This is a genomic window from Flavobacterium xinjiangense (assembly GCF_900142885.1).
GTDB lineage: Bacteria > Bacteroidota > Bacteroidia > Flavobacteriales > Flavobacteriaceae > Flavobacterium > Flavobacterium xinjiangense.
In genome coordinates this window covers 57,397-75,174 of sequence record NZ_FRCL01000007.1, presented here as the reverse complement: position 1 = coordinate 75,174, position 17,778 = coordinate 57,397, and the positions used below count along the sequence as shown (strand labels likewise).

Genomic DNA, 17,778 nt, shown 5'->3' with positions numbered 1-17,778 from the left:
TAACGTTAGATCATGATGAAAAAAGCAGAAAATATAATCGTTGGGATTTCAATTGGAGATTTAAACGGTATTGGAAGCGAAGTTGTTTTAAAAACATTCGAAGATTCACGAATGTTAGAGCTTTGTACGCCGGTTATTTTTGCGAATGTGAAAATATTGTCGTTTGTAAAAAAGAGTTTTGAATCAACTTCAATGCTACATGGAATTGATAAATTAGATCAAATTGTTATAGGGAAAATTAATGTTTTTAATCTTTGGAAAGAAGGGGTTGATTTGAATCCGGGAACAAACGATGAGAAAATTGGGCAATATGCGATAAAATCATTTGTTGCTGCCACTAAAGCTTTGAAAGAAGGTGTTATTGATGTGTTGGTAACTGCACCCATAAATAAATATAATATACAATCAGAAACATTTAAGTTTCCGGGGCATACAGATTATTTGGATCAGGAATTAGAGGGTAATGCCTTAATGTTAATGGTTCAGGATAATTTAAGAGTTGGGTTGTTGACGGATCATATTCCCTTAAGCGAAGTGGCATCGAAGCTTACTGAAGAGTTGATTATAAAGAAAATTGAAACGGTAAGACAATCGTTAATTCAAGATTTCAGTATAAATAAACCCAAAATTGCTGTTTTAGGTTTGAATCCACATTGCGGTGATGGCGGAGTCATTGGTAAAGAAGATGATTTGGTGATCAAACCAGCATTGAAAAAATTATTTGAAAAGGGAACCTTGGTATTTGGTCCTTTTGCTGCTGATGGTTTTTTTGGTAGTAGCCAATATGAAAAATATGATGCAATTATTGCTGCGTATCATGATCAAGGATTAATCCCCTTTAAAACACTGTCTTTTGGCAAAGGAGTCAATTATACGGCTGGATTAAATAAAATTAGAACATCTCCTGATCACGGGACTGCTTATGACATTGCAGGAAAAGGCATGGCAGATTATAATTCATTTAAAGAAGCAGTTTATCTGGCGATTGATATTTATAATTCTAGAAATCAATATAAGGAAATCAGTGAGAAACCGCTAAAAACAAAAGAAAAACAGTTATAAACAAAAAAAGGTGAATAAGATTATTAGATTTGCAATAATTTTATATCTTTGCACTCCCGAAGTTTAGGGTAAATTGTTGTTGAAATGAACAAGACAAAAGAATATTTAATTCCTTTCGTAGGATTAAAGCTAGGCAAACACCAATTTGAATTTCAAATTAATAATGCGTTCTTTGAAATCTTTGATTATAATGAATTTCAAAATTCAAATATCAAAGTTAATGTGGCTTTAGAGAAAAAAAGCAACATGCTGGAGTTAAGTTTCAAGCACTATGGTACTGTAAATGTACCTTGTGATCTTACAAGCGAAGATTTTGATTTGCCAATTAAAGGTAAGATGAAATTGATAGTTCGTTTTGGTGAAACGTATAATAATGACAATGAAGATTTGCTAATTTTACCGTTTGGTGAATTTGAAATAGATGTTTCTCAGTCTATTTATGAAATGGTAGTGCTCTCAGTTCCTCTAAGAAGGGTTCATCCAGGAGTGAAAGATGGAAGTTTAAATACGGAAGCTTTGACCAAACTGAAGGAACTGACAATAAAAGAACAGAAAAAAGAGCATAAAAAAGAAGTACAAAAAGAAGAAAATATTGACCCGCGTTGGGACAAATTAAAGCAACTATTAACGGATAAATAATATAGTAAAATGGCGCATCCTAAGAGAAAAATCTCCAAAACAAGAAGAGATAAGAGAAGAACACATTACAAAGCTACTGTAGCACAAATCGCTACTTGCCCAATAACTGGGGAAGCACACTTGTATCACAGAGCTTACTGGCATGAAGGAAAAATGTATTACAGAGGGCAAGTTGTTATAGATAAATCTGTAGCTGTTGCTTAATATGTTTTTGTAAATGATATTAGAACTCTCACTATGTGAGAGTTTTTTTGTTGTCTATAATTTTCGTTAAATAAGAGGTTACAAATCAATGCAAATGAAATTTTTTTTGTAATTTTCAAGTCTTTTAAAAAATTTTCAAATGGCAACATTTGATAAGAAATAATCGAATACAATGAATACAATTACGGCCGCAATTACCGCTGTTGGAGCCTATGTGCCAGAATTTGTGCTTTCAAACAAAGTTCTGGAAACAATGGTTGACACAAATGACGAGTGGATTACTTCTCGTACAGGAATAAAAGAAAGAAGAATTCTTAAAGATAAAGATAAAGGAACTTCCTATCTAGCTATAAAAGCAGCACAAGATTTATTAGCTAAAGCAAATATAGATCCTTTAGAAATAGATTTATTGATAATGGCAACTGCTACACCAGATATGCCAGTAGCAGCAACAGGAGTATATGTAGCCACACAAATAGGCGCAACAAATGCATTTGCATACGATTTACAGGCAGCATGTTCCAGCTTTTTATTCGGAATGTCTACTGCTGCAGCTTATATAGAATCAGGACGTTATAAAAAAGTACTTTTAATTGGAGCAGACAAAATGTCTTCAATAGTTGATTATACGGATCGATCTACCTGTATTATTTTTGGGGATGGTGCTGGTGCAGTATTATTTGAACCTAATTACGAAGGATTAGGACTGCAAGATGAGTATTTACGTAGTGATGGAGTAGGAAGAGATTTTTTAAAAATTGATGCTGGTGGATCTCTTAATCCCACCTCTTTTGAAACAGTAACAGAGAACAGACACAATATTATCCAAGACGGTAAAACTGTTTTCAAATATGCGGTTACTAATATGGCCGATGCTAGTGAGCTAATTTTGAAAAAAAATAATCTTACTAATGAAGATGTAGATTGGCTAGTTCCTCATCAAGCTAATAAACGTATTATTGATGCTACCGCAAATAGAATGAATTTGGATGACTCGAAAGTTTTAATGAATATTGAAAAATACGGGAATACCACCTCAGCGACTTTACCATTAGTACTCAGCGATTTTGAACATTTATTCAAAAAAGGGGATACAATTATTTTAGCAGCTTTTGGAGGAGGATTTACTTGGGGATCCATTTATCTAAAATGGGCTTACGACAAAAAATAAATTTAAACTAAAAATAAACAATTATGGATTTAAAAGAAATTCAAAATTTAATCAAGTTTGTAGCTAATTCTGGAGTTGCAGAAGTTAAATTAGAAATGGATGATGTTAAAATCACTATTAGAACAACTTTAGAAGGAAATGTAACTGAGACGACGTATGTACAGCAAATGCCAAATCATACTCCGCTTCAACAAGCAGTAGCTCCTCAACAAATCGCTGCGGTTGCTCCAGTTGCTGAAGCTCCAGTTGTAGAAAATGCTCATTACATTACTATAAAATCTCCAATTATTGGGACTTTCTATAGAAAACCGTCACCAGACAAACCAATGTTTGTTGAAGTAGGTAAAACTATTGCTAAAGGAGATGTGCTTTGTGTTATTGAAGCTATGAAATTGTTTAATGAAATTGAATCTGAAGTATCTGGTAAAATTGTAAAAATATTGGTTGATGACATGTCGCCTGTAGAATTTGACCAACCTTTATTCTTAGTAGACCCATCATAAGAAATTTTGAATAATGAATTTGTATGATGCAATTTTAAGTGTCCTTCAAATAATTTAAAATTTAAAATTTAAAATTTATAATTTCAACAAGATGTTTAAAAAAATATTAATTGCAAATAGGGGAGAAATTGCGCTTCGCGTAATTAGGACATGCAAGGAAATGGGTATCAAAACAGTAGCCGTTTATTCTACTGCTGATGCTGAAAGTCTTCATGTAAAGTTTGCTGACGAAGCAGTTTGTATAGGACCGCCTCCAAGTAACTTGTCTTATTTAAAAATGTCAAATATTATTGCCGCTGCCGAAATTACTAACGCAGATGCGATACATCCAGGTTATGGTTTCCTTTCTGAAAATTCAAAATTTTCTAAAATTTGTCAGGAACATGGTATCAAATTCATTGGAGCATCTCCTGAAATGATTGATAGAATGGGTGATAAAGCTTCCGCAAAATCGACTATGATTGAAGCTGGCGTGCCTTGTGTTCCAGGTTCAGTAGGAATTTTAGAATCGTATGAGCAGGCTTTACAGTTGTCAAGAGACTTTGGTTTTCCAGTAATGTTGAAAGCGACTGCTGGTGGTGGTGGAAAAGGAATGCGTGCTGTGTGGAAAGAAGAAGATCTATTGAAAGCTTGGGAAGATGCCCGTCAGGAATCAGCTGCTGCTTTTGGAAATGATGGGATGTATCTTGAAAAATTAATTGAGGAGCCTCGTCATATTGAAATTCAGGTTGTGGGTGATTCTTATGGTAAAGCATGTCACCTTTCAGAAAGAGATTGTTCTGTTCAAAGACGTCATCAAAAATTAACTGAAGAGACTCCATCTCCGTTCATGACTGACGAATTACGTCAAAAAATGGGAGAAGCTGCTGTTAAAGCTGCTGAATATATCAAATATGAAGGTGCTGGAACAGTAGAATTTTTGGTTGATAAAAATCGTAATTTTTACTTCATGGAAATGAATACACGTATTCAAGTGGAGCATCCTATTACGGAGCAAGTTATCGATTACGACTTGATCCGGGAACAAATTATGGTTGCCGCAGGAATACCTATTTCAGGTAAAAACTATTTACCACAATTGCACGCCATCGAATGTAGAATTAATGCGGAAGATCCTTACAATGATTTCCGTCCTTCTCCAGGGAAAATTACGACACTTCATATGCCAGGTGGACATGGTGTTCGATTAGATACTCACGTTTACTCAGGATATACGATTCCTCCAAATTACGATTCGATGATTGCGAAGTTAATTACTACTGCACAATCAAGAGAAGAAGCAATTTCAAAAATGAGAAGAGCCTTAGACGAGTTTGTAATTGAAGGAATAAAAACAACGATTCCATTCCACAGACAGTTGATGGATGACCCTCGATATATAGCAGGTAATTATACAACTGCTTTTATGGACACCTTCAAAATGAATGATCCAGAATAGTAAAAAAAAATTTTATTTAAAACCTTGCAGTGATGCAAGGTTTTTTTGTGTGTTATATTTTTTAAAAAATCATTAATGTGTCTAAAAGTGTATAATTATTATACAGCTGGCTATTGTAGTTATACACTTTATTAAACGTTAAGTTGTATTTTGAAAATCATAATTTATTGTAATATAGGTAATTATGTGTTTAGCGTTGAGTGTTAATTGCTTTGGTATAATTATCTCTTTAGTTTAAATAACATTATAACATTTAAAATCTATTAATATGAAAAAGTTACTATTATCAACGGCAATACTATTAGGAAGTATATCAACATTTGCACAAGCAAGTACAACTATTGCGGTGGGAGAAACAGAAAGCAACACAAAAATTGCATCTAGCGTCAAAACGGAAATGCCAACTGCAAACGCTCAAGATAGTTATACAGAGGTAAGATTAGGTGAAGTACCTACTGAAGTAAAAGTGTCATTGTTAAAAACACTTCCTGGAAGTAAACTTGAAAAAGCATTTGTAAATGACAAAAAAGAATATAAAATGGAAGTTAAAGCCGGAAAAAAATCAAATACTGTCTTTGCAGATGCAACAGGGAAGTTGATTAAATAAATCCAATGATCAATACAATTAGTACTAAATTAAATTAAAACATTATGAAAAAATTAATCTTATCAGCAGCGATCTTTTTAGGAAGTTTATCATCATTTGCGCAAGCAACTACTGCTACAAAAACGGAAGAAACAACCCAGAATACTCAAACTACACAAGCAGTTGAGGAAAAATACACCGAAATTCAAGCTGCAGATATTCCAGAAGCTGTTAAAAGTGCTTTGAAAAAAGCTTTTCCAACAGCAATCCTTGATAAGGCATTTATAAATGAAAAGAAAGAGTATAAATTACAAGTTACTGTAGGTGAAAAAGTTGGTGCGCTTTATTCGGACGCAGCAGGGAAATGGATCACAAAACAATCTTAGATATTAATAGGGAATTTAAATTATTAAAACATACAATTAGGATGAAGAAATTAATTTTATCAGTAGCAATCGTTCTGGGTAGTTTGTCAACTTTTGCCCAGTCTTCAAAAGTCAAAAAAGTAGATAAATTAGAAACTGCAACGAATGTGGTTGAAGAAAAGTTTACAGAAATTAAGGCGGAGGAAGTTCCGGAGCCTATACAAATAGCTTTGAAAACAGAGTATCCAGAGGCAGTAATTGAGAAAGCTTTCGTCAATGAAAAGAAGGAATTCAAACTAGAAATCAAAACAGGAGACCAAAAAGCTACTGTCTATGCGGATGCTAATGGAAAATGGATTAATAAATAAGTTTGAGGGATTTAGTGGATTATTTTTAAAAAGAGAGATTGTTTTTACAATCTCTCTTTTTTTTACGAATTTTTTATGAAAATTAGAGTTTAATAATTTTACATTAGCATTTAAAGTTTAAAAAACCATGTCGAAAATTTTATTGATAGAAGATGATGTGTCTTTTTGCAAGTTGTTAGAGCAATTTCTCTTAAAGAAATCATTTCTCGTTACAACTTCTTTTACGGCTGAAGATGCAAAAGTTAAAATTACCAATGAAGAATTCGACCTGATAATAACAGATTTAAGACTTCCTAACTATGATGGAATCGAATTAATGACAGAATTCAAGGAATCGCATCCAACAGTTCCTGTTATTCTTATGACGGGATATTCTGATGTGAATACTGCGGTAAAAGCAATAAAAAAGGGAGCGTCAGATTATATTTCTAAGCCATTTAATCCTGAAGAAGTTTTATTGGTTATTTCCAATGCACTTCATACCTCATCTGAAAACCCCATTAAAAACAAGGTTGCAAAAATTAAAAATAACAACATATTATCGAAAAATAAATTTGTTTCCGGTATTTCTGCAGCTTCAAAAAAACTTGCGGAATACATTCAGTTGGTTAGTCCAACGAATATGTCGGTTCTGATCATTGGCGAAAGCGGTACAGGTAAAGAAGTCATTGCAAAAAGTATCCATGAAAAAAGTTCCAGAAAAGATAATAATTTTATTGCCGTTGACTGTGGAGCAATACCAAAGGAATTGGCTGCAAGCGAATTTTTTGGTCATGTGAAAGGTTCGTTTACAGGAGCTATTGCGGATAAAATGGGTTATTTTCAGGCCGCGAATGGAGGGACAATTTTTCTTGACGAAATAGGAAACTTATCGTATGAAAATCAAATCCAGTTGTTGAGAGCTTTGCAGGAAAGAAAGATAAAACCGGTAGGGAGTAATAAAGAAATCGATGTTGATATTAGAATAATTACAGCTACAAATGAGGATTTGCGTGAAGCAGTAAAGAATGGTGATTTTAGAGAGGATCTGTATCATAGAATCAATGAATTTTCTATTCATTCGCCTTCTTTGGTAGATAGAGAACAAGATTTGATGATTTTTGCTGATTTTTTTATAGAAAAAGCAAATCAAGAATTGAACAAAGAATTAATAGGGTTTTCTCCTGAAGTAATAGCCATTTTTCAAAACTACAGCTGGCCTGGAAATTTAAGAGAACTTCAAAATTGTATCAAAAGAGCAACACTTTTATCGCAAGGAGATTTTATTGAAAAAGGAGCGCTTCCAGTCGAGTTCTTTCAAAAAGCAGGTAAAAAGGAAACTGATTTTTCATTGTCTGAGAATGAGAAGGGAACTATTCTTGAGGCTTTGCGTCAATCTAAAAACAATAAATCTGAAGCGGCCAGACTGCTTAATATCAATAGAAAGACACTGTATAATAAATTAAAATTATATGATATTGATTAGTTTTGTTCTTTTTCTATAAGAATAAAAAGAGCTGTTAACCTTTTTTTTAATTCTGTAACATTAGCTATGATTATTTCTACTGTAAGATCTTTCGATTCTAAATCATCTAATATTACGCTAACTGTGTGGGCTTGAATTTGTTTAAACATGGGGCACATTCGATGTGAAATTTCTTTAATTTCAAAAACATTATGTTCAGCAACGGCATTTTCTAATTGGATTAAATCCTCCGCTGTATTTTTCGTGAAAGAAATTAAAAATTTTTTCAAGGCTTCATCGTCGGCCATAAAAGACAGTAATGATTTTAAAGAATATGGTTTTGTTTGCTCAATTTGATTAGCTACACAATTTGAAGTGTCTGGATTTTCAAGGGTATTAAAAAGGGAATTAACTGCGGCAAGTAGCGTTTTTGGAGCATAAGGTTTTTTTACGACTTGGGTGAATCCAGCTTTTTTATATACTTGTAAATCTATATTGGCTTTTCCCGTAACAGCTATTATGGGTTGATTTTTATAATTTAATGCTGTAGGATTTTTTAATTTTTCTAAAAATAAGAAGCCATCAATTTCCGGCATTTGAATATCGGTTATTATAAAATCAAATGGATTTGTCCTTGCAGCTTCAAGCGCAGCAGCGGCATTATCAAACGGAATGACTTTGTAGTTGTTTTGCTTTAAAATTTCAGTAGTCAGTTTTAATAAATTGATGTCATCATCAATAATAATCGCAGTTAATTCGGTTTTTAGATTATTGTTTAATAGTTTTTTCGGAAAACTTGTTGCAAATTCTAGTGGAAGTTCAATTTCAAAAACGCTTCCTTTTCCTAGTGTGCTTTTCAGGCTTAGTTTTCCTCCTAAAATTTCCGCAATACTTTTAGAAATAGTAAGTCCTAAACCAGTTCCTCCATATTTTTTTTCTATGTTTTTATTCGCTTGTGTGAATTCTTCAAAAATTACTTGTTGTTTTGTTTCTGCTATCCCAATTCCGGAATCCTCAACGGTGATTAGAATTTTATTGTTTTCAGCAACTTTTGCTTTGATTTTTATGAATCCTTTTTCCGTAAATTTATAAGCGTTCCCTATTAGATTAGTCAAAATTTGTCTCAGTCTGAACGGATCTCCCATTAGAGAATCATTAAATTCCCTGCCAGTTTCAATCAAAAGCGCTATCGGTTTCTGTTCATAAATTGATTGAATGCTTGTTCCAACTTCAGAAATGACATCATTTAATGAAAATGGAATATTTTCAATTGTTAATTTACCGGCTTCTATCTGCGTGAAATCCAGTAAGTCCTGAACCAGTTTTGAAATATATTCGGATGAAGTTTTTATGTTTTTTGCAAAATAGAGTTGTCTTTTATTTAGATTTGAATTTTCTAAAAGTTCTGTATAGCCTAAGATGGTGCTTAGTGGTGTTTTTAAGTCATGGCTGACTGTGGTAATGAGTTGTTCTCTATTTTTTAACAGTGATTTTGTTTTTGTATTTGCAGCTTCAAGTTGCCTTTTATAGGATTGACTTTTCGAAAAATCATTCAATATCAGAATTAAAAAAAACAAGGTTGATAATGTTCCTATTCCAGCAGCGATAGTTACTATTTTGTTAGTTTTATTTAATGAATTTTCTCTTTCGTTATAATTTTTTGCCGTGTTTTTGATGATTTCGTTTTCAACAATGCTTAGTACCTTTCTCAATTGTTCCGATATTGAAAGTTCATTTTGTAACAATTTATCTTCTTCAATATTTAGTGATTCTTTCTTCTTTGCCGTCTCTTTTTTAACTTGATTCAATAATGTTTTAGAAGCCAATAAAATCGAGTCTGAAGCTTCTTTAGTTAACGTATTTGTACTGTCGTCAGGAATGTTTTCATTCAGGTAAGACACGTATTTTTTAAGTATATTTCTTTGGTAGTCGCCCATCGCCGCAGGATACTGTACAAAATCTTCTAATTGAAGTTTTCTTAATGAAGCTTCCATTTTCGTTAAATCGGCGATTGCGTTTTTTACTGAAGATTCATCATCAGTTTTGTTTTTTATAGCTTTTAGCTCCTTTATGTTTTGAGTTTTCTTAGATAATAAAAATTTCACACTATCTAACAATGTAATTTGATATCGAGTGGATACTAATAGTTTTAGAGAGTCTATATCCAACTTTAGAGAGTCCGTTTTAATGAGGTAGTTCTGGAAATCTTTTTTTGAATTAGATTGAATTGTTATTCTTGCCAAACTTTCCGTCTTATAAACGTTAGAAAGTAAATTGCTTACTTTCAAAATTTTGCTATTTTCTTTTCCAATCTTACCTTCTGTATTCGAAAAAAAGTTGCTTTCAGAATATAAAAACCAACCTACTCCAACAAACATTGTCGCGAGAATCAGGTAGCTGATTAAAATTTTGATTGGAATGTAATTTTTTTTGCTATTCATTTCTCAAAGGTAAAAATTACAAAAGTGTTTAAAGTTAAGTTATTGAGAATGTTTTAGAATAAAGCAAAAAACCTCACTTTTCAGTGAGGTTTTTCAGGATTTAAATTAAATATAACTTACAATGTTTCGTTTAACCAATTGTAAAACTCTTTTTGCCAAACTTGAGCATTCTGTGGTTTTAGTACCCAATGGTTTTCTTCCGGGAAATACAAAAATCTGCTTTTTATTCCTCGTAATTGTGCAGCTTGAAAAGCTTCTTGTCCTTGTCCTATTGGTACACGGAAGTCTTTTCCTCCTTGGATAATCAAGATAGGTGTGTTCCATTTTTCGACCATAGTCATCGGATTAAAAGTTGTATAGGTTTTTTGGGCAACTGCATTATCTTTTTCCCAATACGCACCGCCAAAATCCCAGTTGTTAAAGAATACTTCTTCAGTGGTCCCAAACATACTTTGAGTATTGTAAACGCCATCATGAGCGATGAAAGTTTTAAACCTGTTGTTGTGAATTCCGGCTAAGTAAAATACAGAATAACCACCATAACTAGCTCCTACACATCCTAATCTTGTTTTGTCTACATAGTTTTCTTTAGCCACGTCATCAATTGCAGATAGATAATCATTGATGACTTGTCCGCCCCAATCTTTGCTTATTTGTTCGTTCCAAGCTACGCCATGACCTTGCATTCCACGACGGTTTGGCGCTACAACAACATAACCATTTGCTGCCATTAATTGGAAATTCCAACGAAAAGAATAGCTTTGTGTTAACGGGGATTGTGGTCCTCCTTGGCAATATAAAAGCGTTGGGTATTTTTTTGAAGCATCAAAATTTGGAGGAAGAATTACCCAAACCAACATTTTTTTACCATCGGTTGTAGTAACATATCTTCTTTCGGTTTTGCTTAACGCCAAAGATTTATATGTTGTCGTATTCACATTTGATAATTGTTTCCAGCTATTTTTCTTTAGATTGTAAGAAAAAATTTCCGCAGCATGATTCATGTCGGTTCTGGTTACGATAATGTTGTCTCCAGAAAATCCAACTAAATCATTTACGTCAAAATCGCCATTAGTAATTTGATGAACATTAATGGCAATTTTTGTTAACCCTGGAAAATTGACTTCAAATAATTGTTTCGTTCCATCGATTGGTGCAACAAAATAGATTTTTTCACCATCTTTACTCCACATGAAATGATCTACCGTTCCATCCCAAGCAGCGGTTAGATTCAAGTTCATTCCTTTGAAACTGACAATAAGGTCATTTTTATCGGCTTCGTAACCATCACGTTTCATTTGCAGCCAAGTCAGATTTCCTGTTGGTGAAAATTGAGGTGCCATGTCATATCCAAGATTTTCTTCGGTTCTGTTTATGGTTTTTCCAGTTTCCAGGGTATACTCGAAAATATTGGTATTTGTTGAAATAGCATATTGTGTTCCTGCTTTTTTCTTACTTACGTAAAGAATGCTTTTGCTGTCAGGCGACCAGATATAATCTTCGTCACCACCAAAAGGTTTTTGTGGGCTATCAAAACTCTCGCCTTTAAGAATGTCGATTCCAACGGCGCCCTCTTTGTTTTCTTTATAAAAAACATGATTGAATTTACCTTCATTCCAAGTATCCCAGTGACGGTAATCAAGTCCGTTGTAGATTTGAACTTGAGATTTTTCCAATTCAGGATAATAATCTTTTCCAAGGACCTTGTCGATTTTTACTTCTTCATTATAAACAATATACTTTCCGTTAGGAGAAATATTCTTGTCTTTTAATACTTCTTTTGTATCTTTTACTTCAGTAGGATTTCCACCATTTACAGGTAGGGTGTAAAATTTAGAATTTGATTTATTTTCCTCAATAGAAGGAGTAGAAACTTTGTAAACTATATTTTTTCCATCTTTGGAAAGGCCTAATGGAGTTACTCGTCCTAGTTTCCAAAGTAATTCTGGGGTCATTACGTTTTGTGCCATAGCATTTATACTCATCATTATTAAGGTTGTAAACAGTATTTTTTTCATTGTAAAAATTGATTTTTTATGAAGGCTAAAATTACTCATTTAAGTCCAAAAAAAAACTACCTCAATTGAGATAGTTTTTAGTTTTAATTGTCGTCACCTTAGCTCTCAAGAAGAGACTGGAGCAATGATTTTTATTTGTTATTGTTTTATAAAACGTTTTACGGTAGTTGTTTCTTTATCAGTAATTTCTAAAATATAATTACCGGCATTTATACTTGAAACATTAATTGAACCGTTTGATAATTTACCATTAATAACCGTTTGTCCTAATAAGTTATAAACTTTAAAAGTGGCATTGTCAGAAACTGAAGTTAAATTTATAACTGAAGACGCAGGATTTGGATATAAATTAATTTCTGCTATCGTGTTTCTGGATGTTACAGATTCTTTTGCAGCCGATACAATATTTACCGTATAATCTTCTACTTGTCCATAAGAGAAAGCTTCACAAGCAGTAGGAATTCCATTGTATTTCATTGAAACTCTCATTCTTGTTGCTCCTAAAGTAGCGGTAGCAGGAATAGTGAATGAACCACTTGCTGGAGTTGCGGTTGAAGCTGCTTTTGTATAGACTTGTTCTCCTGCATCAATAAAATCACCATCTTTATTATAATCAATCCAAACGGAATAGCCTTCGCTGTAAACCGTACTGGTCCAAGCCGGAGTAATTGTAATTGTGTTTGCCGTTCCTAGAGTTAGATTAGTTGAAATAGCTGTGAAATCAGTGTAGCCAGTTCCTCCAGTTGAAGTATTGATTATTGTTCCAAGTTGTACTTTTCCAATTTTTTCGTCGGCTACGCTGTTACCTTGCGAAGTACAATAAACAATTGCAGTAGTTGCAGTTGTAACATTGACTACATTACTTGATGCAGAAATGTTTCCGGCAGCATCTTTTGCTTTTACAGAGAAAGTATAGGCAGTCGCAGCTGTTAATCCAGTTACGCTATAAGTAGTAGTTGTAACAGTTGCTTTCAATGTAGCACCTTGGTACACATCATAGCCTGTTACCCCAACGTTATCAGTAGAAGCTGTCCATGATAAACTGGTAGTTGTGGTTGTTGTTCCTGAAGCTGTTAAAGCCGTAGGGGCTGTAGGAGCAGTTGTATCAGCAACAGGAGCTAAAGTTGTAACGGTCGCTACATTACTTGCGGCAGAGATATTTCCAGCAGCATCTTTTGCTTTAACAGAAAAATCATAAGCAGTAGAAGCAGTTAATCCGGTTGCGCTATAAGTCGTTCCTGTTACAGTAGCTTTTAAGGTAGTCCCTTGATATACGTCATAACCTGTCACGGCTACATTATCTGTTGAAGCAGTCCAAGATAAATTTGTAGTCGTTTGTGTTGTTCCAGAAGCTGCTAAAGTGGTCGGAGCTGAAGGTACAACGGTATCAGTAGAACCTGCTGTAATTGTAAAGTTTGTGTTTGAAACGTCAAAGAAAATATGATTAGTTCCTTTTACCATTATTCTATTTAGTGTTCCGGCAGTATTCGGAATTGTTACAGCTTGTGTACCGTCATTTGGAGTTGCAGCAAGTAGCGTAACAGGAAAAGTAGTTCCGCCATCTGTAGATAATAGAATATCGACATTTGCTGTGTTAACGCCATTTGCAGTTGTACCAGCAACATTCCAAGTTATAGTTTGAGATGATCCGCCAACATAAGAAACAGCTGTGTTAGGAGCACTAACGGTGAAAGGTCCAGCTGTAGCATTTACAGTAATTATAGCATCGTCACTATTGTTTGCAGGTCCGCCAGCATGATTATCACGTACGGTTAATCTAAAGTTTAATGTACGAGCCACAGAAGATAAAGCTTCTACAGTAAGTTCAGTTCCCGCAGTAGTAGTTGCTCCTGTCAATACGGATGACATTTTAGGAAAATAACGAACTGTTGAAGTACTAGGATTGTAAGATCTGAAATTTGGTCCTGTTGTTTTAGTTGCACTTGGAGCAGCAGAAGTAGTACCGTTGTCCATTTCTTCCCATTGGTAAGTAATTATGTCTCCATTTGCATCAGTTCCAGCGCCTGTTAACATAAACGGAGTACTTTTTGGAATTGTGTAATCTAAACCGGCACTAGCTGTTGGGACTGCATTTCCGGTTAGGGTAGTAGTCTGACAAGTAGTTGTTTTTACATAATTAGTAACTTGTTGGATGCTTATTGCATGGAAAAAAGGATCAGAATGTGGTTGCACATCTAAGGCAGTAATTCCCGCATAGCCCATAATTGTTGACCCTGAACCAGGTTCCATTTGTGCTCCAGTTCCCTCATTACTTTGTGTAAACGTATGGTTTCCACCAAATTGATGCCCCATTTCGTGAGCAACATAATCAATGTCGAAATTATCTCCTTGAGGGATTCCGTCACCGGGAGAAGTATATCCACTTCCTTTTCCTAATGGTACAGCTGTAGTAGGGTTTTTACAAACACAACCTATACAGCCTGCGTTACCACCACCGCCATCACCACCAAATAAGTGACCAATATCATAATTAGCACTACCGATTACATTTGTAAGGTTAGTTTGTAGCTCTTGATTCCAATTTGCTTTAGATGCTGAAGCAGAGTAAGGATCTGTAGAAGCGGTTGTGTAAATTAATAAATCATTATTAGCAATAAGATTCATGTGAACACCAAAATCTTTTTCAAAGACTCCATTTACGCGGGTCATAGTATTGTTTATTGCTGCTAAAGCCAATGCTTTTGTACCGCCAAAATAGGTAGTATATTCTCCAGTCACAGACTGTGCTAATCTAAAAGTTCTTAGATTTCCATCATCTGCGTTAGGTCTGTTTAAAAGACTATTGTTCTTTAAATCTTTTTTAGCATTTGCTATTATCGTACATTCAAATTTAGATAATGAAGCTACTGTGTCCGATTTTTTATACACAACATAAGCGCTTAGGTCTTTTGTGTAAGGTTCTATAAATACGGCTGATTTATCTGCATTAATAGCCATCGTTTGTATACCAAGAGGAGAGGTGCTGAAATAGATTGAAGATGTAGGATTGTCAATTCCATTTCCTACGTAGGACTTGATTTCAGGATATTTTGCAGCTAAAGCAGGATCCATATTAGAAGATTCGAAAATTCTGTAACGTTCTAGTTTCCCATCTGCATTTGGAAAAGAAATAATTGTGTTAGATTTTGAAGTGAGAGCACTTCTTTTTGGAGAATTTAAAAGAGATTTGTTTAATTCAGTGACATCCAATTCGAATATTTTAGCATTCAATAACTGTGATTTGTTTTCAAAAACAGCTGAGGTATTTTTTTTAATGGTTGATTTCCATAAAGTTCCTCCCTGGGCAAAGGAAAAACTTGTAATTGCAATCATTGCAATTGAAAGTAGATTTTTTTTCATAAATGATTTGGGTTTTGGTTGTATTTTAACATTTCAAATATATAATTAATTTATCATTTTAACGAAATTTTATAACAAAATCCTATTTATATGTGTAAAACGCTGGTTTTAATATAAATTTTATGTTACTAGCATTAAAATGAGTTTCGTAGCGTTTTAGGAATAGAACTCTTTGCCTAATCTCTAATAATTATTTTTATTGGTTAGTTTATCAGAGGTAAAAAATATTATTTTTATAAAAAATATTGCGACATGGATTTAAGCTATTGGGAATTAAAAAATTGGTTTACAAATGTAGATTACACTATAGTAGGAAGTGGTATTGTGGGACTGCATGCTGCACTTCGCTTGCGCGAAAAATTCCCTGAAAGCAAAATTCTGGTTTTAGAGAAGGGGATGTTGCCACAAGGAGCGAGCACTAAAAATGCTGGCTTCGCCTGTTTTGGAAGTCTTTCAGAAATTATAGATGATTTAAAATCCCATTCGGAAGAGGAAGTTGTAAATCTTGTCCAAAAACGTTGGAGTGGTTTACAATTATTAAGAAAAAGGCTTGGTGATGCTGCGATTGATTTTAAACCTTATGGTGGTTATGAATTGTTTTTAGCAGATGATGAAAGTGCTTATTCCGAATGTGTTGGAAAATTACCTTTTATAAATGAGATCCTAAAGCCCCTTTTTAAAGCCGATGTTTTTGCTAAAGAAGTAGATCGTTTTGGATTTGGTGGCATTCGTGAATACCTTATTTTTAATCCATTTGAAGCCCAGATTGACACGGGTAATATGATGCAGGCTTTATTGAAACAGGCATTTTCGGAGAATATTTTGATTTTAAATCGGCAAACGGTGACATCGTATTTGGATAAAGGAAATGGGGTTGAAGTAACGCTTGGTGACTTTAGTTTCATTACAAAAAAAATATTATTTGCGACCAACGGATTTGCAAATGCATTGACAAATGGAGCAGTAAAACCAGCTAGGGCTCAAGTTTTGATTACGGAACCGATAGAAAATTTAGATATAAAAGGGACTTTTCACTTAGATAGAGGTTATTATTATTTTAGAAATATTGGTGATCGAATTTTACTAGGTGGTGGCAGAAACCTTGATTTTGATACGGAAACCACAACCGAATTTGGACAAACAGAAATTATACAAAATAGATTGGAACAACTATTAAAAGAAGTAATTTTGCCAAATCAAAAATTTGAAATTGCGCACCGCTGGAGTGGAATCATGGGTATTGGTAACAGCAAGAATCCAATTGTTTCTCAATTGACTGAAAATGTATATTGTGGGGTACGATTAGGAGGAATGGGAGTGGCAATAGGAAGTTTAATAGGAACAGAATTAGCAGATTTAGTATAATGGCAACGAAAATAACACCCAAAAGATCAAAACAACCCGTAAAAAAAGACACAACTCCTTTTATGAGTAAACTAAGTAGATTTCTATTCAAAATTTTATTATGGTTCATTGGGTTTTCAATTTTCTTCGTAGTTCTTTTTAAATTTTTACCTGTGCCGCTTACTCCTTTGATGGTCATTCGTGCCATTGAGAATAAAGCTGCAGGGAAAGAAGTTTATTTCAGCCATGATTGGGAACCTCTTGAAAATATTTCAATTAATCTGCAAAAAGCGGTAATTGCCAGTGAGGATGGAACTTTTCTGAAACATAATGGTTTTGATTTTACAGCAATGCAAAAAGCATATAAAAGCAACGAACGAGGTCGAAGAATAAAAGGGGGAAGTACTATATCGCAGCAAACTGCCAAAAATGTATTTCTTTGGCAAGGAAGAAGTTACTTAAGAAAAGGACTGGAAGCGTATTTCACCGTTTTGATAGAGACCATTTGGGGAAAAAAACGCATCATGGAAGTCTATTTGAATAGTATCGAAATGGGGGATGGCGTTTATGGAGCACAGGCTGCGGCAGAACATTGGTACCGAAAAGAGGCGGCAAATCTCACGCCACAACAAGCGGCAGGGATAGCTGCAATTTTACCAAATCCAAGAAGGTATAAAGCAACAAGTTCTTCTTCTTATATCAATAATAGAAAAGCTAAAATTGTTCGAATAATGCGACATGTGGGAAAACTGGAATACTAATCAACTTCGTAGCAGTTTTTAATATAATAAAAAACCGTAAATACTTAATGAAAAGGATTTACGGTTTTGTTTTG

Annotated in this window: 15 protein-coding genes; 12 read left to right on the top strand and 3 right to left on the bottom strand. The window is 34.0% G+C overall.

The genetic code is table 11. The features are described from left to right. Positions 1-12: 12 nt before the first annotated feature. From pdxA to BUC23_RS09895, 10 genes are all read left to right on the top strand, one after another. The gene (gene pdxA / locus BUC23_RS09940; protein ID WP_073209033.1) at positions 13-1,062 is read left to right on the top strand and encodes a 4-hydroxythreonine-4-phosphate dehydrogenase PdxA; all 1,050 of its coding nucleotides are present in this window, start codon (positions 13-15) and stop codon (positions 1,060-1,062) included. Positions 1,063-1,146: 84 nt separating this feature from the next. After that, a complete protein-coding gene (locus BUC23_RS09935) occupies positions 1,147-1,701 on the top strand; it encodes a YceD family protein (RefSeq protein WP_073209031.1) in 555 nt (184 codons plus the stop codon). 9 nt (positions 1,702-1,710) lie between these two features. Further along, positions 1,711-1,905 (top strand): 50S ribosomal protein L32, encoded by a 195-nt coding sequence (rpmF, locus tag BUC23_RS09930; protein ID WP_007137315.1) that lies wholly within the window; start codon positions 1,711-1,713, stop codon positions 1,903-1,905. A 172-nt stretch (positions 1,906-2,077) separates the two neighbouring features. Then, positions 2,078-3,076: a beta-ketoacyl-ACP synthase III gene (locus BUC23_RS09925; RefSeq protein ID WP_073209029.1), complete on the top strand. Its 999-nt coding sequence runs from the start codon at positions 2,078-2,080 to the stop codon at positions 3,074-3,076. Between the two features lie 23 nt (positions 3,077-3,099). Next, on the top strand, positions 3,100-3,579 hold the full coding sequence (accB, locus tag BUC23_RS09920; RefSeq protein WP_073209027.1) for an acetyl-CoA carboxylase biotin carboxyl carrier protein: 480 nt from the start codon (positions 3,100-3,102) through the stop codon (positions 3,577-3,579). Between the two features lie 91 nt (positions 3,580-3,670). After that, on the top strand, positions 3,671-5,017 hold the full coding sequence (gene accC, locus BUC23_RS09915; RefSeq protein ID WP_073209026.1) for an acetyl-CoA carboxylase biotin carboxylase subunit: 1,347 nt from the start codon (positions 3,671-3,673) through the stop codon (positions 5,015-5,017). A gap of 268 nt (positions 5,018-5,285) precedes the next feature. Then, positions 5,286-5,624, top strand: a complete 339-nt coding sequence (locus BUC23_RS09910) for a hypothetical protein (RefSeq protein WP_073209024.1) — start codon at positions 5,286-5,288, stop codon at positions 5,622-5,624. Positions 5,625-5,668: 44 nt separating this feature from the next. After that, complete coding sequence (locus tag BUC23_RS09905; protein WP_073209022.1) at positions 5,669-5,989, top strand: hypothetical protein; 321 nt, start codon at positions 5,669-5,671, stop codon at positions 5,987-5,989. Positions 5,990-6,030: 41 nt separating this feature from the next. After that, positions 6,031-6,336, top strand: coding sequence for a hypothetical protein (locus BUC23_RS09900; RefSeq protein ID WP_073209021.1), 306 nt, complete (start codon positions 6,031-6,033; stop codon positions 6,334-6,336). Between the two features lie 127 nt (positions 6,337-6,463). Beyond that, entirely contained in the window at positions 6,464-7,801 is a 1,338-nt protein-coding gene (locus BUC23_RS09895; protein WP_073209019.1) for a sigma-54-dependent transcriptional regulator, read from the top strand. On the opposite strand, the gene BUC23_RS09890 is transcribed toward BUC23_RS09895, so the two are convergent. The 3 genes from BUC23_RS09890 to BUC23_RS09880 form a co-directional block, all read right to left on the bottom strand. After that, positions 7,798-10,221: an ATP-binding response regulator gene (locus tag BUC23_RS09890; RefSeq protein WP_073209017.1), complete on the bottom strand. Its 2,424-nt coding sequence runs from the start codon at positions 10,219-10,221 to the stop codon at positions 7,798-7,800. The two genes, BUC23_RS09895 and BUC23_RS09890, sit on opposite strands and share 4 nt — an antisense overlap. A gap of 116 nt (positions 10,222-10,337) precedes the next feature. Beyond that, a complete protein-coding gene (locus tag BUC23_RS09885; protein WP_073209249.1) occupies positions 10,338-12,239 on the bottom strand; it encodes a S9 family peptidase in 1,902 nt (633 codons plus the stop codon). A 138-nt stretch (positions 12,240-12,377) separates the two neighbouring features. Then, positions 12,378-15,599 carry a reprolysin-like metallopeptidase gene (locus BUC23_RS09880; RefSeq protein WP_073209015.1) on the bottom strand — a complete coding sequence of 1,074 codons (3,222 nt, stop codon included), beginning with the start codon at positions 15,597-15,599 and terminating at the stop codon, positions 12,378-12,380. A 252-nt stretch (positions 15,600-15,851) separates the two neighbouring features. Here BUC23_RS09880 and BUC23_RS09875 point away from each other — a divergent pair, with 252 nt between their 5' ends. Then, positions 15,852-16,964 carry an NAD(P)/FAD-dependent oxidoreductase gene (locus tag BUC23_RS09875; RefSeq protein ID WP_073209014.1) on the top strand — a complete coding sequence of 371 codons (1,113 nt, stop codon included), beginning with the start codon at positions 15,852-15,854 and terminating at the stop codon, positions 16,962-16,964. Next, entirely contained in the window at positions 16,964-17,704 is a 741-nt protein-coding gene (mtgA, locus tag BUC23_RS09870; RefSeq protein WP_073209012.1) for a monofunctional biosynthetic peptidoglycan transglycosylase, read from the top strand. Before BUC23_RS09875 ends, mtgA begins: the two co-directional genes overlap by 1 nt. Positions 17,705-17,778: the final 74 nt, after the last annotated feature.